The 20842-nt window shown below is 60.4% G+C and carries 21 protein-coding genes and 2 pseudogenes; 8 read left to right on the forward strand and 15 right to left on the reverse strand.

What is annotated here, in order from left to right; translation table 11 throughout:
* The first annotated feature begins 205 nt into the window (after window positions 1–205).
* Both G3A56_RS06160 and G3A56_RS06165 read left to right on the forward strand, forming a co-directional pair.
* Window positions 206–2398, forward strand: coding sequence for a transglycosylase domain-containing protein (locus tag G3A56_RS06160; RefSeq protein ID WP_082183956.1), 2193 nt, complete (start codon window positions 206–208; stop codon window positions 2396–2398).
* Between the two features lie 181 nt (window positions 2399–2579).
* Window positions 2580–3038 carry a VOC family protein gene (locus G3A56_RS06165; protein WP_082183955.1) on the forward strand — a complete coding sequence of 153 codons (459 nt, stop codon included), beginning with the start codon at window positions 2580–2582 and terminating at the stop codon, window positions 3036–3038.
* Window positions 3039–3044: 6 nt separating this feature from the next.
* Here G3A56_RS06165 and G3A56_RS06170 read toward each other — a convergent pair whose 3' ends face one another.
* Window positions 3045–3944, reverse strand: coding sequence for a LysR family transcriptional regulator ArgP (locus tag G3A56_RS06170; protein WP_082183954.1), 900 nt, complete (start codon window positions 3942–3944; stop codon window positions 3045–3047).
* A gap of 292 nt (window positions 3945–4236) precedes the next feature.
* Here G3A56_RS06170 and G3A56_RS06175 point away from each other — a divergent pair, with 292 nt between their 5' ends.
* The 3 genes and pseudogenes from G3A56_RS06175 to G3A56_RS06185 all read left to right on the forward strand — a co-directional run bounded on the left by G3A56_RS06175 (window position 4237) and on the right by G3A56_RS06185 (window position 6082).
* Window positions 4237–4884: a LysE/ArgO family amino acid transporter gene (locus tag G3A56_RS06175; protein ID WP_164056213.1), complete on the forward strand. Its 648-nt coding sequence runs from the start codon at window positions 4237–4239 to the stop codon at window positions 4882–4884.
* A 70-nt stretch (window positions 4885–4954) separates the two neighbouring features.
* Window positions 4955–5541, forward strand: a pseudogene (locus G3A56_RS06180) (DUF1214 domain-containing protein).
* Window positions 5534–6082, forward strand: coding sequence for a DUF1254 domain-containing protein (locus tag G3A56_RS06185; protein WP_003497155.1), 549 nt, complete (start codon window positions 5534–5536; stop codon window positions 6080–6082). The pseudogene G3A56_RS06180 and the gene G3A56_RS06185 overlap by 8 nt, the downstream one beginning before the upstream one ends.
* Before the next feature lie 20 nt (window positions 6083–6102).
* Here the strand turns inward: G3A56_RS06185 and G3A56_RS06190 are convergent, their stop codons facing one another.
* Window positions 6103–6291 carry a hypothetical protein gene (locus tag G3A56_RS06190; RefSeq protein WP_003497157.1) on the reverse strand — a complete coding sequence of 63 codons (189 nt, stop codon included), beginning with the start codon at window positions 6289–6291 and terminating at the stop codon, window positions 6103–6105.
* A 553-nt stretch (window positions 6292–6844) separates the two neighbouring features.
* On the opposite strand from G3A56_RS06190, the gene G3A56_RS06195 reads away from it, so the two are divergent.
* Window positions 6845–7795, forward strand: a complete 951-nt coding sequence (locus tag G3A56_RS06195; protein ID WP_425503360.1) for a DUF2336 domain-containing protein — start codon at window positions 6845–6847, stop codon at window positions 7793–7795.
* A gap of 6 nt (window positions 7796–7801) precedes the next feature.
* On the opposite strand, the pseudogene G3A56_RS06200 reads toward G3A56_RS06195, so the two are convergent.
* The 3 genes and pseudogenes from G3A56_RS06200 to G3A56_RS06210 form a co-directional block, all read right to left on the reverse strand.
* Window positions 7802–8148: pseudogene (locus G3A56_RS06200) on the reverse strand (DUF1491 family protein).
* A gap of 176 nt (window positions 8149–8324) precedes the next feature.
* Entirely contained in the window at window positions 8325–9239 is a 915-nt protein-coding gene (locus G3A56_RS06205; protein ID WP_164056214.1) for a peptidoglycan-binding domain-containing protein, read from the reverse strand.
* Window positions 9211–10740, reverse strand: a complete 1530-nt coding sequence (locus G3A56_RS06210) for a sensor histidine kinase (protein ID WP_082183949.1) — start codon at window positions 10738–10740, stop codon at window positions 9211–9213. The genes G3A56_RS06205 and G3A56_RS06210 overlap by 29 nt, the downstream gene beginning before the upstream one ends.
* A 485-nt stretch (window positions 10741–11225) precedes the next feature.
* On the opposite strand from G3A56_RS06210, the gene G3A56_RS06215 reads away from it, so the two are divergent.
* Both G3A56_RS06215 and G3A56_RS06220 read left to right on the forward strand, forming a co-directional pair.
* Window positions 11226–11651 (forward strand): DUF5330 domain-containing protein, encoded by a 426-nt coding sequence (locus G3A56_RS06215; protein WP_003497166.1) that lies wholly within the window; start codon window positions 11226–11228, stop codon window positions 11649–11651.
* Window positions 11652–11845: 194 nt separating this feature from the next.
* Window positions 11846–12262, forward strand: coding sequence for a SufE family protein (locus G3A56_RS06220; protein ID WP_082183948.1), 417 nt, complete (start codon window positions 11846–11848; stop codon window positions 12260–12262).
* A 4-nt stretch (window positions 12263–12266) separates the two neighbouring features.
* Here the strand turns inward: G3A56_RS06220 and G3A56_RS06225 are convergent, their stop codons facing one another.
* From G3A56_RS06225 to G3A56_RS06270, 10 genes are all read right to left on the reverse strand, one after another.
* Window positions 12267–13124: a DUF6456 domain-containing protein gene (locus G3A56_RS06225; RefSeq protein ID WP_082183947.1), complete on the reverse strand. Its 858-nt coding sequence runs from the start codon at window positions 13122–13124 to the stop codon at window positions 12267–12269.
* Window positions 13117–13575 carry a helix-turn-helix domain-containing protein gene (locus G3A56_RS06230; protein ID WP_246231196.1) on the reverse strand — a complete coding sequence of 153 codons (459 nt, stop codon included), beginning with the start codon at window positions 13573–13575 and terminating at the stop codon, window positions 13117–13119. Before G3A56_RS06230 ends, G3A56_RS06225 begins: the two co-directional genes overlap by 8 nt.
* 389 nt (window positions 13576–13964) lie before the next feature.
* Window positions 13965–14393, reverse strand: coding sequence for a MucR family transcriptional regulator Ros (gene ros / locus G3A56_RS06235; protein WP_003497181.1), 429 nt, complete (start codon window positions 14391–14393; stop codon window positions 13965–13967).
* Window positions 14394–14826: 433 nt separating this feature from the next.
* Window positions 14827–15159: a monovalent cation/H(+) antiporter subunit G gene (mnhG, locus tag G3A56_RS06240; protein ID WP_003497184.1), complete on the reverse strand. Its 333-nt coding sequence runs from the start codon at window positions 15157–15159 to the stop codon at window positions 14827–14829.
* Window positions 15156–15542 carry a cation:proton antiporter gene (locus G3A56_RS06245; RefSeq protein ID WP_035242745.1) on the reverse strand — a complete coding sequence of 129 codons (387 nt, stop codon included), beginning with the start codon at window positions 15540–15542 and terminating at the stop codon, window positions 15156–15158. The genes mnhG and G3A56_RS06245 overlap by 4 nt, the downstream gene beginning before the upstream one ends.
* The gene (locus tag G3A56_RS06250; RefSeq protein WP_082183945.1) at window positions 15539–16018 is read right to left on the reverse strand and encodes a Na+/H+ antiporter subunit E; all 480 of its coding nucleotides are present in this window, start codon (window positions 16016–16018) and stop codon (window positions 15539–15541) included. Before G3A56_RS06250 ends, G3A56_RS06245 begins: the two co-directional genes overlap by 4 nt.
* Window positions 16015–17592, reverse strand: coding sequence for a Na+/H+ antiporter subunit D (locus G3A56_RS06255; protein ID WP_082183944.1), 1578 nt, complete (start codon window positions 17590–17592; stop codon window positions 16015–16017). The genes G3A56_RS06250 and G3A56_RS06255 overlap by 4 nt, the downstream gene beginning before the upstream one ends.
* A gap of 21 nt (window positions 17593–17613) precedes the next feature.
* Window positions 17614–17991 (reverse strand): Na+/H+ antiporter subunit C, encoded by a 378-nt coding sequence (locus G3A56_RS06260; protein ID WP_003497192.1) that lies wholly within the window; start codon window positions 17989–17991, stop codon window positions 17614–17616.
* Window positions 17991–18410 (reverse strand): Na+/H+ antiporter subunit B, encoded by a 420-nt coding sequence (locus G3A56_RS06265; protein WP_003497194.1) that lies wholly within the window; start codon window positions 18408–18410, stop codon window positions 17991–17993. The genes G3A56_RS06260 and G3A56_RS06265 overlap by 1 nt, the downstream gene beginning before the upstream one ends.
* Window positions 18407–20776: a putative monovalent cation/H+ antiporter subunit A gene (locus tag G3A56_RS06270; RefSeq protein ID WP_082183943.1), complete on the reverse strand. Its 2370-nt coding sequence runs from the start codon at window positions 20774–20776 to the stop codon at window positions 18407–18409. The genes G3A56_RS06265 and G3A56_RS06270 overlap by 4 nt, the downstream gene beginning before the upstream one ends.
* Window positions 20777–20842 lie beyond the last annotated feature (66 nt).

Consider the following 20842-nt stretch of genomic DNA (forward strand, 5'->3'; position numbering starts at 1 on the left):
CGGTCCCTAATCCTTTATATCGTATCGCCAAGGGCTGGTTTGTACGATATTTTAGCATATTGGCAGGCGGCTGAGGGTCATTGGCCCGCAAGAGGCCACCGCGTCAAGCAATTCCGACACAACCATGCCACGGTTTTGCGTCGGGAATGGGTTGGAGCAGACATATCGACGGGCCGCGTTGCGCTGAACAGGAAAATATCGCCAGGTGCAGGAAGAAAAAGACGATAAAAAAGGCCGTAAAAAACGGCATATCCTGCTGAGGATCGATAGCTTCATCGACTCCGGCCTGTGGACGGCTGCGGCAAGGCTGGTCGATTTCTGGGAAGACGTTACCATAGCCTCGCGCAAATTGCATGTGCGCGGCTGGAAGAAACTTCTCGTCAACCTGACGGGGGACGCGCTGACCTTCGGAACGGCGGGCTCCGTCGTGGTTCTGGCGCTGGCCATGCCCGCCTTCGAGGAAACCAAGAAGGACTGGCGTTATCGCGGCGATTTCGCCGTCACCTTCCTGGATCGCTACGGCAACACCATCGGTCATCGCGGCATCATCCATGAGGATTCCGTGCCGATCGACCAGATGCCTGACCATTTCATCAAGGCGGTTCTGGCGACCGAAGACCGGCGTTTCTTCGACCATTTCGGCATTGATTTCATCGGCCTTGCCCGCGCCATGAGCGAGAACGCCCGCGCCGGCGGCGTCGTGCAGGGTGGCTCGACGCTGACGCAGCAGCTTGCCAAGAACCTGTTCCTCACCAATGAGCGCTCGCTGGAGCGCAAGATCAAGGAAGCCTTCCTCGCGCTCTGGCTTGAGAGCAACATGTCGAAGAAGGAAATCCTCAGCCTTTATCTCGACCGCGCCTATATGGGCGGCGGCACCTTCGGGGCGGCGGCGGCGGCGCAGTTTTATTTCGGCAAGAACCTGACCGATGTGACGCTTGCCGAATCCGCCATTCTGGCCGGCCTGTTCAAGGCGCCGGCCAAATATGCGCCACACGTCAACCTGCCCGCCGCGCGTGCGCGTGCCAACACCGTACTTTCCAACCTGGTGCAGAGCGGACTGATGACCGAGGGCCAGGTGATCGGCGCAAGGCGCAACCCGGCCACCGTCATCGACCGCGCCGACGTGAAAGCGCCGGATTATTTCCTCGACTGGGCTTTCGACGAGGTGCAGCGGCTGGCCGCCGAAGGCAAGTTCAAGGACCACACCGTGGTCGTGCGCACCACCATCGACACCGGCCTGCAACAGGCCGCCGAGCAGGCGATGGAAATGGAGCTGCGTGAGTATGGCGAGGGCTACCGCGTCAAGCAGGGCGCGATGGTGATGATCGAAAATGGCGGCGGCGTGCGCGCCATGGTCGGCGGGCGCGATTACGGCGAAAGCCAGTTCAACCGCGCAACCGCAGCACTTCGCCAGCCGGGCTCCTCGTTCAAGGTCTATACCTACTCGGCTGCCATGGAAAAGGGCATGAAGCCCGATACCGTGATTTCCGATGCGCCCGTGACCTGGCGCGGCTGGTCGCCACAGAATTACGGCCGCTCCTATGCCGGCAGGGTGACACTGCAGGTGGCGCTTGCCAAATCCTATAATACCGTGCCGGTGCGGCTCGCCAAGGACGTGCTCGGCACGCAGGTGATCGTCGACACGGCGAAGGCGATGGGGGTCACCACGCCGCTGCGCAGCGACAAGACCATCCCGCTCGGCACATCGGAAGTGACGGTGCTCGATCAGGCGACTGCCTATGCCGTGTTCCCGGCCGACGGCATGCAATCACGCCGCCACGGCATCGAGCAGGTGCTGGATTACGAGGGTAACGTTCTCTACGACTTCAGCCATGACGAGCCGCCCGCCAAGCGGGTGCTTTCCGAAGACGCCAATGCGAAGATGAACCAGATGCTGGTGACCATTCCCGTCATGGGCACGGCCCGGCGCGGCGCGCTGGAAAACGGCATCGTTTCCGGCGGCAAGACCGGCACCTCTCAGGCTTACCGCGATGCCTGGTACATTGGTTTCACCGGTAATTACACGACTGCGGTCTGGTTCGGGAACGACGATTTCACGCCGATGAACAACATGACCGGCGGCGCGCTGCCGGCGATGACCTACAAGCGGCTGATGGATTATGCCCATCAGGGCATGGAGCTGCGCCCCATTCCCGGCATCCAGAACCCGCTGCCAACAGGCGCGCGGCCGCAGCCTTCGGCGCAGGTGGCCGGCGCATCCGCCAACACGCCCGCCATGCCGGCGCTCACCCGCCCGCGCTCACTGTCAGCCGAAGCCACCCGCGTCATCCGCTCCATCGCCAAGAAGATGAAAGAAGCATCACCCTTGACCGTGACGACGCAGAAAGTAGCCGAAGCCGCCATTCGCGACGGCAGGGATGAGGCGGAAAGGCGCTGAGGGCGTGGCCGCCTCGGCTCATCCGCGCTAAAGGCGTTCCTCCCTAAAGACCGCAGACTGCACGCTGATTTGAAAAATCGACATTCGGCGCTTGACCTCAATTATGGTTGAGGTTGCACAGTCCTGTTGCAAGAGAGCGAATGCCCGGAAGGGGCAGGCGCCAGGCAATTGAGGACAGGAAATGGTGAAAGTAAAAGCATTGTTCGAGACGCATTTGACCGTTTCGAATCTGGAACGATCGGTTGATTTTTATCGCAATGTCGTCGGCCTGGAGTTGGCGCAAAGGTTCCCGGAAAGGAATGTAGCGTTCTTCTGGACCGGCGAACGTGGGCATTCGATGCTCGGCCTGTGGTCCATCCATTCCGCACCCATTAACATGAAACTCCACATCGCCTTCAGCGTCGAGTTTGATCAGCTTCTCGCCGCACCGGACTATCTACGCCGAAACGGCGTAGTACCTCTCGGCTTTGACGGTGAAAAGGAGATAGACGAGCCCGTCGTCTTTCCATGGATGCCGGCAGCCAGCGTCTATTTCAGGGATCCCGATGGCCACTCGCTGGAATATATCGCGTTTCTTGGCGGCGAAGCAAAACCGCAGATTCCGCGCGTGTTAAGTTGGAGTGAATGGCAGACTATTTGATGCGCCTCAAGAAAGGAGCGCCGCCCTCGCCGTTTCCACCACATGCGACGTCAGCGCGCCGAGACGATCGGCGGCAAGCCGGTTGACCTGCCAGTAGAGTGGGATATCGAGCGGCGTGCCGGGCATGAGTTCCACAAGCCGGCCAGCCGTAAGGTGTTCCCCCACCAGCTGCACCGGGTTGAGGCCCCAGCCCATGCCGGCAAGGCTTGCCTTCACGAAACCATCGGTCGAGGGCAGCCAGTGGGTGGGATAGGAGACATCCTCACCCAGCGCCTTTTTGATCCAGCTGGCCTGCAGCCTGTCCTTCTGGTTGAAGGTCAGCCCCGGGGCGTGCGAAAGCGTGGCGGGCGAGACGCCATCGGCAAAATGGCGCGCCATGAAGTCCGGGCTGGCGGTGGCGTGATATCTGAGCACACCGAGCGGCGTCACGCGGCAACCCTGTACGGGCTTGTCATGGGCGGTGACAGCGGCGAGCACCCTGCCCCCGCGCAGCCATTCCACCGTATGGTCCTGATCGTCCACCGCGATGTTGGCGAGATAATCGGAATGACCGGTGAATTTCGAAACGGCGTCCAGAAACCATGTGCCGAGGCTGTCGGCATTGGTGGCGATGTTGAGCGTGACGCGCTCCGGCACCTCCCCCGCTTCCGCGAGCGCTGGAAGCTGCCGGAACAATTCGCTTTCCAGCATGCCGACATGGTCCATGTGCCGGCAGAGCCACTCACCCTTTTCAGTCGCCACACAAGGGTTGCCGCGCACGATCAGCACAACGCCCAACCGCTCCTCCAGCTGCTTGATGCGCTGGGAGACGGCCGACGGCGTAACGCACAGCACCTGCGCCGCCTTTTCGAAACTGCCGGTCTGCGCGACGAGCGCCACGGCCCGCATGGAGGGATAGTCAAGCATCAGAGGCGTCCCTGTAGGGGTTGATACGGGTGTAGTGGGTGCAGCAAAGCGTCCGGGCAGCAGCACTCTCCTCTTCCCTCATTCCTGTGACAAGCACAGGAATGAGGGAAGAGGGGAGGCAATGACGCGGAAAATCTCCTCCTTGCATAGTTCGACGGATCATTAGTTTTTCTTACTTGAACTGAATTTGTTTAATTTGATTAAACCACGCAAGCGAAATATCCAGGCACTCTGTCTGGAAGCGGCGGCATCGGCCATCCGCACAGGCAGAGACAAAAAGGCAGCAGCCAGCATGGACATACAAATCTTCTTCACCGGCCTGACGATGGGTCTCAGCCTCATCGTCGCCATTGGCGCGCAGAACGCTTTTGTCCTGAAGCAGGGGCTGGCGCGCTCGCATGTCTTTGCCGTCTGCGCCACCTGCGCCATTTCCGATGCGCTGCTGATTACCGTCGGTGTCTTCGGCTTTCAGCGGATAAGCGCCGTCATGCCGGCGCTCGATCCCATCATGCGGTATGCAGGTGCCGCCTTCCTCATCTGGTATGGCGCCAGAAGCCTGCTTTCGGCGCTGCGTTCATCGGAGGCGCTTTCAGTCGCGGAAAGGCAGGAGGCCAGCCTGTGGCAGACGCTTGCCATTTGTCTCGCGCTGACCTTTCTCAACCCGCATGTCTATCTCGACACCGTCGTGCTGCTCGGCACCATCTCCACGCAGTTTCCCGGCTTTGAGAAGACATTTGCCGCGGGTGCGGCCACCGGCTCGCTGCTATTCTTCTTTTCGCTCGGTTACGGCGCGCGCTGGCTGCGGCCGATTTTCGAAAGACCCTCCGCCTGGCGCATCCTCGAAGGCGTCATCGCCTTCACCATGTGGGCGATTGCCTTCAAGCTGGTCATGGGGCCTGAAAGCGGCAATCCCGGTTCCGAGCATTTTCACAAAGACTAAACTTGGCGTACCATTTTCCAAACAGGGAATCAGTGATAGTCCTCGACCTGTTCAAAAACGGGAAAACAGCGTGTTTCGAGTTCCATTCCTTGTCGGCATCGCCCTATTGATCGCCTTTGGCGGCGGTATTGCCGCGACGCTCGCAGCACTTGAGGCGACATCCGGCTTCGGCTCGATCCGCATCGGCTCATGGGACGCCTTCCCCGAAGCGCAGACGATCGAGGCCGATCCTTACGCCAAGTCGCATCGCGCGGATGCCGGCAAGCTGCTTTATGGAACAGCCGAAGGACTGGCCTTTACCGCCTCCGTCGACAGCGATGGCCAGCGTCTGACCGGCGAATGCCGTTACCGGCTGGCGGGGCCGTGCCGCCCTCGCGTTTCTGGACGCTTTATACCGCCGACCAGCAGGGCAATGTGCTTGCGGAAGATGCGGGACGGCCTTTCGCGCTCAATTCCCGCACGCTTCTGCGCAGCGCCGATGGCGGCATCGACGTTACCATTGCGCCCGACGCCCAGACCTACAACTGGCTGGCGGTGCCGCAGGGTCAGACCTTCAAGCTGGTGATGACACTGCTCGATACGCCGGTTGCCGGCAGCTCCGGCCTGATCGACATCGCCATGCCGCAAATCCGCAAGCTGGGGTGTGGCAATGCTTAGGGTCCTTCTCGCCATCGTCACCGGCCTTGTCGCCGCCGCCGTGCTGCATGTCATCATTCTTCTGGCGATACCGCATTTCAGCAATCGCGACGCCTATACCCGGGCGGTGGCGGAAGGAAAGCCGCATCTGTTTCATCTTCTCGAAGAGACGACGGAGAAAAAGACGCTTGGCAGCGGCGATCCCTTCATGCGGGTCGCGGTCTGCACCTTCAATATCGACGAAAAGCCGATCCGGCTGACTGCACTCGGCGCCGTGCCCTTCTGGTCCGTCGCGGTTTACGACAAGGCGTCGAACGAGGTCTTCAGCATGAACGACCGCACCTCCGCTGCCGGGGTGATGGATATTCTGGTGGCGGATTCGGTGCAGATCGCGGCGATCCGCAAGGCGCAGCCGCCAGCGCTCTCACAGGCCATTCTGGCGGAATCGGATCAGTCGGAAGGGTATGTGGTGTTGCGGACAATGGTGCCGCAGCCAAGTTTCGGGGAAGAAGCGGAACGGTTCTTGAACGAGGCGAAATGCCAGCCGACGCCGTGGAAATAACGCCGGTTTATCACGCGTAATCAGGACTTTGCAGCGGTTTCCGATGCGGGCTTGCGCTTGCGCGCCGCCTTGTCGGAGGGCTCGGCATCGCGTTTTTCATAACGCACGCCGGTAAACAGAACGACCTTTGCCGGGCCGATCACCTTGCCGACCAGGCCGGCCGGGCGCAGGCTTCGTCGTGCGTCGCCGATTGGAATAATGTCTGCCATGCTTTTCTCCTCTTCGGGAGTCAATGTTGCCCATGGGAACCGCGCAAGCCTCGTCTTGCGTCGGGAATTTCATCACCATCACATTGCGCATAATCCAGCCCACAGACTGGTTTTCGCATGCCCCTTAAAACCGAAAGCGTCTTAACGAAGGACTATGCGGACATTCAGGCATCTCGATGCCATTCAGGCTCTTATTCCAGGTTTCAGAATAACATGGAATCCTAATACTGCCCATGAAATTACAAACAGACAGAGGTTAATGATCCGTTAACCTTAATCTCCAGACGGCAACTTATCCGCCCAAACCCTGCATCCGTTGAAAACAAAGGCGATGCGGCAAAGTTCCATGCCATTTTTTCCGTCATTAAGGTTTTAAAATTTCCTTGTTGATAGAGGCAGATTATCTCTTGCCACCCCCATAGTTAACAGGACGTCAACGCATTTGCTCTAATTTGACGCGATATTGTGTTTGCGTTTGTTGGGTAGTGCGTTGACCGACCGGTTTCGAGAACTTGAGAGGCCAAGAGCCGTGAGGAAGAAAGATGTGGTGCTTATGGCCACGGTGACGAATTTCGAGAATGTTTCCCATCCGTCAAAAACGGACCTTCGGCAGTTCGCCGAACTTTTCATGCCGCTTTTTATTGCCTCCACCGAAGAAGCCAAGCGGGAGGCGATTGCAGCGCTGTCCCAGCATCCGAGCGTGCCTTCGGCGGTCGCCTTCTTCATCGCCTGCCAGCCGATTTCCCTTGCCGCCCCTTTCCTCATTTCGTCGAAGTGCCTCGATGACGAAACCCTGATCACCATTGCCCGCACGCAGGGTGCCGCCCATGCGCGCGCCATCGTGCGCCGGGACGATCTTTCCCCCACCGTCATCGACGCGCTTGTCGGTCTGCGCCACGCCGAGGATTTGAAGCGGCCGGACGAGGAGACGAGTGCCGTCGCGCCGTCGCCGGTGGTCAGCGCCGAAGAGCCTAAGTTCGAAGAAACGAAGGTGGAAGAAGAAGCGGCAGGCATTGCGGCCGCATCCGCACTCGAGGAGGAAATGCGCCAGCGGATCAAGCAGATGGCGCATCATCTCAACCGTCCGGAAAGCGACGTTCTTGGCCTGCGCCGTCTGAGCGACGTGCAGGAGGCCCTGCTGGTGCGGTTTGCCCGTGAGCGCAATGCCCGGCAGTTCGCGGTGGCGCTGGCGGATTCGCTGTCGTCCAGCTACTGGCTGTCGGAGCGCATCATGCTCGATATATCAGGCGCGCAGCTCGCCACCACGCTCATCGGGCTCGGCATGGAGTTTTCCGAAGCCGCTTTCATCCTGCAATGCTTCTATCCGCACCTCGCCGCCGCCGAAGGCGATATGAGCCGCGCCGAAGCCCTGCTCGACCGTCTCGATACAGTGGAATGCGAAGAGCGCGTGGAAAGCTGGCGGCGCGCCGACAGCTACACCCACGGCCGCGAGCGGCAGAGCCGCAGCGCGCCGGCTACTCAAAGAACCGGAACGCTGGGTTAAGCCCGCCTAGACCTGATCGACCAGCGTCAGGAGAGCGCCGATCTCATCGGTTTCGATTTCGACGATCCACAGATCGCTGTCGAACCGGCGCTCCCTCTCCAGAAGGGCGGCGGCCTCCTCCCCCTCAACACCTGCAAGCCGCGTTTCAAAACGGCGCTCAGAGCGGATTTCCTCATCATCGGCGAAACTTTGCGGGGCCGGTCCATAGAGGTTTTCACGGCCATCACGGAAGCGCTGGCGGATGAAGATCGCGCCCGCATCTTCCGCCCCTTTTTTTCGACAGCGGCAAATCCGCCGGCGGCAAAAACCCGGCGGATGAGGGCTGAGACGAAGATTTCGGATTTGAGGCGCATGGATGTGCTTTCGATGAAAACGGTGGGACTTGCTCTCAATGATTTTCAGAGGTTTTGCGTTGGTAGCGGGCCGAAGGTGCGCGGGGCTTACCCCCTCTGCCCGGCAGGGCAGAGGGGGGTAAGCCCCACGCACCTCCGGCCCGCTGTAACCGGACAACCTCCTGAAGCTTAACCCTCTAAATCGCCCCGATCGACTTCAGCTTCTTCAACACGGCCTCGCTCGGCTCGCCGGTTTCCGGTAGGCGATAGTGTTTTTCAAAGGCGCGAATGGCGTTGCGGGTCTGCTGGCCGGCCACACCGTCCACCTTCACGTCGGCATAGGCGATATTGATCAGGCCCTGCTGGATCTTGGCGATCAGTGCGCTGTTTACGGGTTTGGCGCCGGCAGCCGCGCTGTTGAGGGAGGCTGGTTCGGCCTTTACCTGCGGCTTTTCCGCCTTACGGATGGCGGCGGCGACCGGGTCGATTTCCACTCCGCCGCCAGTGTTGGTGTCGGACGGCCGGTCCTTTGGAATTGCCGCAACGGTCGCGCCGTCGATCCTGAGGGCTGCCAGCACGCGTGTCGTCGGCTCGCCGGTCTGTTCCATGCCGAGCGTTTCCTCGAAGAACATGATGGCGGCGGCGGTCTTCGGCCCCATGCGACCATCCGCGTCGCCTTCGTAAAGTCCGCGTTTTTTCAGTTCGCCCTGAATATCGGCAATGATCTGCTGCGGCTTCTGGCTTTCGGCTGGCGGCAGCGCCGCAGTCTCGGCGGCCGGTTGCTGCGTCGCTTCCGTCTCAGCCGGCCGCTCTATGCGAAAGGTGGTGACGTTGCCGTGGGTGCCGAGCGGCTCTGCCGGGCGATAACCGGCAATACCGTTCGGGTTTTCCGCATCCCGCGTGCGCAGGAAAGGAGACGGGTGGACGCCCGGCTGGTACCAGAGCGCATTGGCGGCGACAAAACCGAAGACGACGGCGAAGGCGCCTGAGCCGCCCACCAGCTTCGGATGGCGCAGGATTTCGCGCCCGATGGCCGAAACCACCAAGGAAACAATCCCGGCGCCGATCTGGGCCGTTGTTTTCTTAGGCGATTTTCGCTTTCGCGGGGCCATCGTCACCATCCTTCTTCATAATCGCGGCCATTTCGCCGAGTTGCCTGATGCGCGGCGGAAATTCCACCATGCTTTCGGTTTCAGCGTTTTCGCCCCCTGCCATGCCGGAACCGTCGGCAGGCAACATGATCGTTACGACTGTCCCCTCGCCCGGCTTGCTGGCAATGGCGAAAGTGCCGCCATGCAGTGCCACAAGGCCCTTGACCAGGGACAGTCCCAGACCCGTGCCCTCATAGCGACGGGTATATTCGTTCTGAACCTGCATGAAAGGCTGGCCCAGAAGGTCAATCTTGTCGGACGCGATGCCGATGCCGGTATCGCTGACGGTCAGCTTCAGCATCTTGCCTTCACGCGCCGCATCGATCGATACTACACCACCCGCATCGGTGAATTTTATGGCGTTGCCGGCCAGATTGATGAGAACCTGGCGGATGGCGCGCTGGTCGGCTGCGATTTCGCCGATGCCGCGCTGGATGCGGCTGGTCAAAGTCAGGCCTTTTTCCTTCGCCTGTAGGCCGAGCATGGCCTCGCAGGACGATATGGTCTCGGCAATCGGGAAGCTTTCCATCATCAGCTCGTAACGGCCGGCTTCCAGCTTGCTCATGTCCAGCATGGTGTTGACCACCGACAGGAGATGCGCGCCGGACTGGCGGATCAAGCCGACATATTCCCGCTGGCGGTCGTTTTCCAGTCTGCCGAAATATTCGCCGGCCAGAATGTCGGAAAAGCCGAGGACGGCATTGAGCGGCGTGCGCAGCTCGTGGCTGACGGCGGCGAGGAAGCGCGACTTGGCATCGTTGGCCGATTCCGCCTCCGCCGCCTTGCGGGCGACATCGCGGCGCAGAAGCTCCATCTCGGTGACATCGGAAAGCTGGGCGACCACACGACGCAGGCGGCCGGCAGCGCTGCGGATCGCCGTCATCTCGATGCGCACATGCATGAACTGTGTCTGGCGCGCCTTGGCACCGGTTTCGAACCTGAGTTCCGCGCTTGCCTTGTCCTCGCCCTGGCGCAGAAGATCGAAGGCCTGCATCAGTTCGAGACGGTCCGAGACATAGACATATTCGGCAAAGACATGGCCCTTGCAGGCCTGAAGATCGACCGGAAACGTGTCGAGGTCGCGGCCGGAGACGCGTTCGACGAGGCCGTTTTCATTGATGGTGAGCACAAGGCCCGGCATTTGCGATGCCGCAACAAGATCGTCGCCAGCGACAGGGGCGGAAAAGGACGCCACGCCGCGCACGGGGCGGGAAAAGGCGATCGACAGGGCGGCGGCGGACAGAAACAGCGCCAGCACCAGCGCAGCCCCGATGGGCAGCGCAATGGCGGGGCTGAAGACAAGGCTGAAGACGGCGGGCACAACCAGAAGGCCGACAGCACCGAAGGCAATCAGCCGGCGCAGGCGCGCAACGGTTCCGGCGCGCCTTTCGGCGTCCTCTTCCATACGCGCAAGCCATCTGCCTGCGGCATGGTCGACCAGTGCGACCGCTTTTTCTCTCATATTACGCAATACCAATACCGAATCCCATAGGCGGATCTAACGGCTCCGACAATAGAAGGCGGCGGCTTAAGGAATGGATAAAAAGAATGACGCCAAACGCCTGCGAAATGCGTCGCAGTCCCATTACGGGGCATTTCATCCAGCCTTTGCCAATCATGGTTAATGACGGGTAAGCGACGGATTTCGCTTCATTTTTGCCATCGCGTTAACCTTTGTGGCAGCACGGGGCCCAGCTTTCGCCCGGAACAGGCGGCCTCTGTCGCAATTATGCTTAACATGGACTGTTAAAATGCGAAGGAATTGCAGGCCGAAGTCCCGATGCGAGGAGAATAGATACAATTTGAATTAAATTGCGCCGCTTTTTGCAATCGGCTGTTCGCCGGTCACCTGTAGCTTCTGCACAAGCCCGAAAAACGGGACAAAGGCCGATGACCCAAAACGGGCGGGGCTTCAAAACAAAGATCATCTGGCAGGGTAGTCTGACAATGTGGTTTCTGATCAAAGGAACATTCTGGTTTTCGCTGGTTCTCGTGGCGCTGTCCTATTTCGGCAGCAGCAACGATCCCGCCAAGGAACCTTCGGCATTCGATATTCCCAGCGCCGTTTCGGCAGCCGGTGAGGCCTATCGTTATGTCAGCGCCATCTGCATCGAAAAACCCGATGTCTGCGTCAAGGGCGCCGAAACTTTCCACGCGCTCGGTGAACGGGCAAAGGAAGGCGCCAAGGTCGCTTATGAATTGCTCGACGCGCAGCTTGCCGGCGGTGAAAAGACCGCCCCCGCAGCCGAACTTGTGAGCGAGAGCGAAAAACTGGCCGCAGTGCCCGCCATCAGCGTCGAATTCCCCGGGAATGCCGACACGCTGAAGACCGGCACCATCATTCCCCTGCCGCAGAAGCGCCCCGCACCCTGATATTTTGCGCCGCCGCTGAACGCCGCGTCGCCCCTTCTCTGCAGCCGGATATGTCCGTCTGCGTGACTGCCTGCCAAACTTGCCCACGGAAACCTGTTTTCCGTGGGCTTTTTCGTGGCCGCACGGTTCAAAACCGCCCGCACTTCGCCTATATCGTAGCAAAGACATGCAATAACGGACGATACGGCGCGCAAATGGCCTCTCTTGATACGATCCTTGACGATTTCGCCTTCCTTGACGACTGGGAGGATCGCTATCGTTATGTCATCGAACTCGGCAAGGCGCTGCCCGATCTGCCGGAAGACAAGCGCACTGCCGAAAACAAGGTGCAGGGCTGCGCAAGCCAGGTCTGGCTCGTCAGCCATAGCGATGGCGCGGAAGACCCTCTGATGACCTTCGAAGGCGATTCCGACGCGCATATCGTGCGCGGCCTCGTCGCCATCGTTCTTGCCGTCTATTCCGGCAAGAAGGCTTCCGAAATCGCCGGCCTCGACGCCATCGAGGTGTTCGACAAGATCGGGCTGGTGGAGCATCTTTCCTCGCAGCGGGCAAACGGCCTGCGCTCCATGGTCAAGCGCATCCGCGAGGAAGCGCGGCTTCTGGCCGCCTGACCCCTCACCTCGCCGCCATCGTTCTTGCCATTTGTGGGCGATAATCGTCGTCGCCCCAATGGTAGCTTGTCCTTTTGGAGCCCTGCGCCTGCGGCGCATAGTGCCGGGCAAGCGAGAGCAGCGCAGCGCGCAGCAGCAGTTTTGCCGAGCGCGCCGGCCATTGCCGCTCCCGCTCCACCGTCTCCAGCCCCTTTTCGAAACAGCAGACATCGATGGCGACACCTGAGAGTTCAGGCCCCATAGCATCTGCCGCACGGGAAAACCGCGCCCGTGCAGCCATCGCCGCCTCGGTGAGATCGAACGCGCCACCTGCCTCCCCTTTGGTGCGGGTGGCAATTCTCGGCTCCCATGTCGCCGTTACCCTGGGATTGAGATGGGCGCGGTGAAAATCGGCGGCGAGACGCTCGCCCGCCTGCAGGGCATCGATGGTAAAAAACGCCGTGCCGTCCCGCTCCTTCAGGCGTGAAAGGCTGGTCAGAGGCGAGGTGTTGAGGTTGCGCCGGGCCGGCTGCCTGCCCTCGCCGACATCCACCACCACATTTTGCACCTCCCGGTGCTGTTCCTGAAAAATCTCGTCGCGGTCTTTCACGATGGCGCGCTTCAGATAGGCGGCGAGCGCCGGTGCAGCGGAAAGCGTGTTTTCCAGCCGCATGATCAGCCCCGAAGAGATGGCGGACTGCACCGTCACGACCGGGAACCGCGATGCCTCGCGCCCTGCCCCGCTTTTTCCTGCGCCGGGCCGCCGCAAGACCATATCGCCACCATCGTCCGAAATGTCGGCGGCGCCCGCCGCGACAAAACGCAGTAGTCGCAGGAGGACAGGATCGGGGCGAGCATCGGAGGTGTCTTTCGCCTCACTCATCGCGGACACCCCTCATCACGTTGCAAATGCTGCCGGCAAGCCGCTCTAGCGTTGCGACAAATTCATCGAAGGCCGGTTCGTCGCGGCGGTCCTCCACCACTTGGCAGGCATGGCCGACCGTCGTTCGGTCCCTGCCGAAACAGGGGCCGATATCCGACATGGGAATGCCGAGCTGCACGTGGCACACATACATGGCGATCTGGCGGATATGGCATTCGCTGCGCCGCCGGTCGCGACGCGCCGCCAGCCGGTCGCCGGTCAATTTCACCATTTCGCCCGTCAGCTGACGAACCAGCCGGCAGATGCGCGAAATCTCATCGCGCCCGGCAGCAGGCGACCAGCTGCGAAGACGACGATCGGCGACCTCCAGGCAGGGCCGCGCGGGGGAGGCAAAGACGATATATCCGACGGCATATGCAACTCCTTTACGAATAGGAATTAATTCATACACCTGAGGATGGATGTGGGGAAGTGCAAATTTGATGGCGAAAAATATGAGATTGATTTCGCTTTGTTTTTGAGGTCTAGCTTTTCACGATCAAGGATTTTTTTCCTCCACCCATATTGCTGGCGGTAATAAAAAAGCCGGTCGAAAGACCGGCTGGACATTTCCGTGAAGGGCGAGAGAACTTCCCGCAAGTCATGGCCTTTGAGACAAGGCATGGTTTTCAGCGCTGAATATGGAACGGGCTAGTTCCGCTGGCGTCTTCTCCCCGACGGAGAGAAAGGCGTGGCAGTGGGATGAGGGTGGCGAGAGTGCGATCTATCGCTGACGTTGCCCCCTCATCCGACCCTTCAAGCCATCTTCTCCCCGGCGGGGAGAAGAATGGGCAAATCCGACTAGCGGCTGGCCTTGCGGCGCTGGCCGAGACCCATTTCCTTGGCGAGCCGCGAACGGGCCTCGGCATAGGCGGGAGCAACCATCGGATAGTCGACCGGCAGGTCCCACTTCTCACGGTATTCTTCCGGCGTCATGCTGTGATGCGTCGTCAGGTGACGCTTCAGCGACTTGAACGAGCCGCCGCATTCCAAACAGACGATATGATCGTCCTGAACCGACTTGCGAACGGAGACGGCAGGCTTCTGCTTTTCGACATTAACGGCCACGGAAGCCGGTGCCGATGTTCCGCTGAGTGCCGTGTGAACATCCGAAATAAGGCCGGGAAGGTCTGTTACCGGAACGACGTGGTTGCTAACATAGGCAGCCACAATATCCGCCGTCAGTTCGACCAGCAGATCCTGGGCGTTACCGTATGCAGTTTCCGTCATTTAAGTATCTCCTGTTTATTGACCCCCTGACGCGGGCGAACGCCGCATCAGGCGATGTGAAGTTACCCGGTGCCCCACCTCCGCCCTGTTGAAACCAACGTGAAATCTACCCCTAGATTTCAAGCGAAAACCGGAAACGAATTGATCCGAGATTCAACTTACGGCCCGCGACATGGGCAGCAATGGCCTGATGGACCATAGATTAGACATTAATAAAATGTCTATGCCGACTATGAAGAGGCTAGATGCAAATTGCGATTAGCAACTTTACACTTAATTTGGATAACAGCAAAACAGCAAAAGTCAAATTCCTATTGTGAATTTTTCAGTTCAAAACAGTCTAATCCCAATACAAAAAATCACGGGTAATAAAATACTATGCCAAGTAGTAATGGAAAATGCATACCCCCTATTATTAGGGGGAAATTCAACTTCAAATTTTCTTCAAGTCATCAACTACCGATTTAACATCCAGTGGATAACCTGCCTTGTGCGCGGCCATTGCAAGAAGATGTGCGGAGACCGGCGCAGTCAGAATAAAGAAGAAGAAACCGGCGAGCGCCCGCGCCAGCGTCGATAATTCCACCGCGTGAATACCGACGGCGAGAAGAAGCAGGCCGGACCCGACTGTGCCCGCCTTGGAAGCCGCATGCATGCGTGTGTAGACATCCGGCAGGCGATTAATCCCTATCGCCGCGATCAGCGAGAACGCCGCCCCGGAGACAGTCAGCGCCGCAACAAGAATAGCCACGATCCAGCCCATCATCGTCCACCCTTTCTTTTTCCGCCACTCGGCCCCGGTTTTGCTGGCTTTTCAGCGGTTTCCGGCGTCCGCTCGCCATCCAGCACCGTCTGTCGTTCCCGTTTGCCATCCGGGCCGCGCGACAGCACGAAACGGGCAAAGGCGACCGTCGCCAGGAAGCCCACGAGACCGAGCGCAATGGCGATATCGACATAAAGATTGACGCCGGTACGGATGGCGATGACTGCGATGAAGCCGATCGCAATACCGACCAGCATATCGAGTGCCACGATCCGATCCGGCAAGGTCGGACCTGCCACAACCCGATATACTGTCAGCAAAAAGGCGACCGACAGTACAACCGAGGCAAGTATAGTTGCAAATGAAACTATTAGTTCCGGCGTCATCCCTGAAACGCCTCCATGATCTTTTTTTCAAAGCCATTTCTGATGTCGTTCTTCGTGGCTTCGATATCGCTGCAATCGATTGCGTGGACGTAAAGCGTTTTTCGGTCCGCCGAAACATCGACCGACAGCGTGCCGGGGGTCAAAGTGATGAGGTTGGCGAGCAGCGTGATCTGGAAATCCGTCGTCACCGTCAGCGGATAGGCGAATATGCCGGGCTTCACGTCGAGTCTCGGCCGCGTCACCAGCACCGCCACCTTCCAGGCGGACAGCGCCAGCTCCTTGAAGAACAGCAGCACGAGCGACAGCACCCGGGTAAGTCGCAGCCAGTGATTATCGCCGCCCGGTAGCTGGTGGCGGATGAGGCCGAGCGCCAGCGTCGAAACGATGAGGCCGAAGACGATATTCGCCAGTGAGATGCTGCCGCTTACCGCAAGCCACACGGCGACGAAGAGCAGCTGGACAATATAGAGGCTCATGGTTTGCCCCCCTCGGAAAAGACGGACTGGATATAGGCCTGCGGATCAGCCAGCCCGGCGGCCGCCTGCTGGCTGAGATTGAGCAGGCTTTCGGGAAACAGGCCGAAGCCCACCACCAGCGCTGTCAGGCCCACCAGCGGCACGAGAGAGGGTGCAGAGAGTGGTGACGCGGGCGGCGCGGGAGTTTGGCCGGCCGTCGCCACTGCCGGACGCCAGAAGCACAGAAGGAAGAGCCGACCAAAGGCGATGGTGGCGATGAAGCCGGAGGCAAGGATGGCGGCTGCAAGCCACCAGGCGCCGATATCGATCGCCGATTTGACGAGGACCGCCTTCGGCCAGAAGCCGGAAAAGGGCGGCAGGCCGGAGCCGGCGAAAAACAGCGCGAGCGCGAGCGCCGAGAACCAAGGCGCCTGCCGGTAAAGGCCACTGAGCGAGCGCATGCTGAAGCTGCCGCCGAGGCGGGCGGCATGGCCGGCAGCAAGATAAAGCGCCGTCATCAGCACCATGGAATGCAGCGCGTAGAATATCGCGCCTGATACGCCGGAGGGCGTGCCGATGGCGATGCCCGCCATCATGTAACCGATGCCTGATATGACGACATAACCGAGCATCCGGCGAATATCGTTCTGGGCCAGCGCGCCCATGGCGCCCAGCACCATGGTCAGCGCCGCGGAGATGGCGATGACGATGCTGAGTTCCTCACGCTCGACCGGAAACAGCATGACCATGACGCGCAGCAGCGAATAGATGCCGACCTTGGTGAGCAGGCCGCCGAACAGGGCGGAAACGACGATTCGCGGTGTGTGATAGGAAGCGGGCAGCCAGAAATTCACCGGAAATGCCGCCGCCTTCATGGCGAAGGCGAGCGCAAAGAGGCTGGCAAGCGTCATCAGCGGTGCAGTACCACGTAGCTCAGTCGCCTTCTGCGCGATATCGGCCATGTTGAGCGTGCCGAAGATGGCGTAGAGATAACCGACCGTGATCAAAAACAGCGTTGTGCCGATGAGGTTCAGAATGGCGTATTTCAGCGCGCCGTCGATCTGCTCGCGTGTCGAGCCGAGCACGATCAGCCCGAAGGACGAAATCAGCAGCACCTCGAACCAGACATAGAGGTTGAAGAGGTCGCCGGTCAGGAACGCGCCGGTAACACCGGCCATCAGAAGCATCAGGAAGGGATAAAAACCGTATCGCCTGCCGCTATTGTCGATATCGGCGCTGGCGTGGATGGCGCCGGCGAGCGCGACAATCGCAGCCGCGAGCGATAGCAGGGCACCGGTGAGGTCGGCAGTGAAGGCAATGCCGAAGGGCGGCAGCCAGCGGCCCATGACCATGGTGAACGGCCCTTGCGTCACGACCTTCCACAGCAATGCGGCATCGAGAAGCACCAGCAGGGAAAGCGCCGTGATGGCAATGGCCGCATGCCGGCGGATCGCGTGGCGCATCATCATGAGAATGGCGCCTGCGCCGATACAGAGCGCGACGGGCAGGATGATCAGCCAGTCGGCAAAGGGCACCGGAGCGACAACGAGCGCTGCGGAAAGATCGGAAACTGCGGAGGTGGTGGATGAAGCCATGTGTGTCTACGCCTCGCCCGCTCAATAACCGAGCGGCGGCAAAGGCTCGCCTGCCGGTTCTGCGGTGCGCATTTCGTCCGTGTCATCGGTCTGCAATTCCTGGAACGCACGCCAGGTCAGCACCAGAAGGAAACAGAAGAAGGAAAAGGAAATGACGATTGCCGTCAGGATCAGCGCCTGCGGCAGCGGATTGGCGGCACCTGCCGGCAGCGTATCCATGCCAGCCGGAATGATCGGCGGCACTTCGCGCGTCAGCCTTCCCGCCGTGAACAGCAGCAGATTGACCGCATTGCCGAGAATGGCGATGCCCAGCAGCATGCGGATGCTGTGGCGCGACAGCATGAGATAGATCGCAACCGAAAAGAAGATGCCGACGAGAATGGAGAAAACCGCTTCCATCAGTCGCTTTCCCTTTCTTCCAGTGCCAAGGCAATGGAGGTGATGGCGCCGACCACGACGAGGTAGACGCCGATATCGAAGGACATGACGGTGGAGAGCGGCACTTCGATGCCGAACAGGCTTGGATAGATCCAGAGCCCGGTCATGAACGGCACGCCCGCGGCAATCGAGGCGAGGCCGGAGAGCATCGCCATGAGAAGCCCGGCGCCGGCGATGGACAGCGGATGAAACACGATGGCGCGCCGGACCGCCGCCACGCCATAGGCGATGCCGTAGATCGCCAGCGCCGAAACCGCGATCAACCCGCCGATGAAACCGCCGCCCGGCTCGTTATGGCCACGCAGCAGCACAAAGATGGAAAACAGCACCATGAGGCTGGTGACGACAGGGGCGACGGTGCGCAGAATGAGCGTGTTCATGCCCGCGCTCCCTTCTTTTTCGCGGTCTTGGCCGGCCCCTTGACGGCGGCGGCCGGGCGGATGCGGATGAGCGCGAGGATGGCGAGACCTGTGATCATCACCACCGCGATTTCGCCGAGCGTATCCGTGCCACGGAAATCGACGATGATGACGTTCACCACATTGGCGCCGTGGGCGATGACCTTGGAATAGGTATTGTAGAAGTCCGTCAGGCGATTGTCGAACGAGGCTTCCGTCGCCCGCATCAGGAACAGGGCAAAGCCGGTGCCGCAGGCGATGGCGATGGTGCTGTCCAGCAGCTTCTGGCCAAGACCGCGATGGTCCGACGGTGACAGGCGAAGCCGCGTCATCACCAGCGTCAATATCACCACCGACAGCGTCTCGACCATGAACTGCGTGAAGGAAAGATCGGGGGCGCCGAACAGCAGGAAGATGACGGCCACGGCAAAGCCCTGAATGCCGAGCGCGATGATGGCGGTCAGCCGGCTGGAAGCCGTGAGCACCGCAAAGAGACCCGCCACCGCAATGACGATGAAGGTCAGCTCATGGATCTGCATATCGTGCGGCCATGCCGGCATGGCGGGAAGTTCGCCATAAAGGAACAGCGGCACAAGCAGCACCGCGGCGATGACGGCGAATGTGGCGGTGACGTAGAATTCCAGCCTGCCCGGCTGGATGATCCGGGTGATGTGGAACGACACTTTCACCAGCATTTCGATGAAGACGTCAAAGCCCCTGTCCGGCCCTGCCCCCAGCGCCTTGAAGGTGCGGTCGATCAGTCCACGGACAGCGGAAAGCTGCGTGTAGAGGACGATGCCGAGCGCGATCGTCAGCAGCGACAGGCCGAGCGGCACGCCGATATGGGGAATGAGCGATATTTCAATCGGGCGTGCCTCGCCCGCGACCGCGCTTGCCATCGGCGTCGAAATGTAGAAATGCGCGATACCGGAAAAGAGAGCGATGGTCAGCCCCTTCACCGCCAGCAACGCCGGGCCGAGCCACAGCAGCAGCGGTCCCTCATGCGCGTGTTTCGGGGTTTTCACCGGCTTGCCGAGGAAGGGTTTCAGCGCCACCGCGAAGGCGATGGCGAACATCAGCGCATTGCCGAGAATGGCGACGCCGGTGAACAGCACGGCGCGCGGATTGCCGTGCGCCAGCGCATAATAAATCTCTTCCTTGGCGAGAAAGCCGAAGAAGGGCGGCAGGCCCGCCATGGAGATGGCCGCCGCGAGCGCCGCCCAGAAGGTGATCGGCATGGCTTTTCGCAGGCCGCCGAGCTTCGTCACGTCGCGGGTGCCGGCTTCGTGGTCGATGATGCCGGCAACCATGAACAGCGCGCCCTTGAAAAGCGAATGCGCCACCAGATAAAGCACCGCCGCCTCGATGGCATGGTCCGAACCGAAGCCGGTCAGCATGACCAGCAGGCCGAGCGACGACACCGTGGTATAAGCGAGCATCAGCTTCAGATCGGTCTGGCGCACGGCAAGCAGCGCGCCGGTGAGCATGGTCAGCCCGCCGAAGAACGGCAGCAATATCTGCCAGGCGGCGGTATCGCCGAGCACGGGATTGAAGCGCATCAGAAGATAGACGCCGGCCTTCACCATTGTTGCGGAATGCAGATAGGCCGAAACCGGGGTCGGCGCTTCCATGGCGTTGGGCAGCCAGAAATGGAAGGGAAACTGCGCCGATTTGGTAAAGGCGCCGCCGAGCACCAGAAGCAGCGCGGCGAGATAAAACGGGCTGTCGCGCAATATGTCGCCACCACGCACCAGCATGGACAATTGCGTCATGCCGCTCATGTCCCAGATGAAGATCAGCCCGGCGAGCAGCAGCAAACCGCCCCCACCCGTGACCACCAGCGCCTGCAAGGCGGCACGGCGGGCGGCGGGACGCGTATGGTCAAAGCCGATCAGCAGGAAGGAGGTTATCGAGGTCAGCTCCCAATAAACGAACAGCATCAGCAGGCTGTCGGAAACGACGACGCCCAGCATCGCCCCCATGAACAGAAGCAGGAATGACAGGAAACGCCCCTGCTGCGGGTGCCCCTTCATGTACCCGCCCGCATAAAGCACGATCAGCAGGCCGATGCCGGTGATGAGAAGCGCGAATGTCAGCGACAGGCCGTCGATGAACCAGGAGAAGCTGAGGTTGAAACTCGGAACCCAGGCATAACCACCCGTTACCACGCCGCCCGCCGCCACCTGCGGCAGCATCAGCGCGAAATGGGCAAATGCCAGCCCGGGCGCAATCGCCAGGATCCATGCGGCGTTGTGACCGAACCTCTTCACCAGCGCCGGTGCGGCAAGTGCTGCCAGAAACGGCAAAAACAGCGACAGGAATGTCAGCGACGTGACATCTGATGTCATTCACATCTCCCGGGGTTCCCCCACCCCTTTGAACGCCAACTCGGTGACGTTCCTTTTCAAACTCTA

Origin of the sequence: Rhizobium oryzihabitans, assembly GCF_010669145.1 — a bacterium.
In the GTDB taxonomy this organism is placed as follows: domain Bacteria; phylum Pseudomonadota; class Alphaproteobacteria; order Rhizobiales; family Rhizobiaceae; genus Agrobacterium; species Agrobacterium oryzihabitans.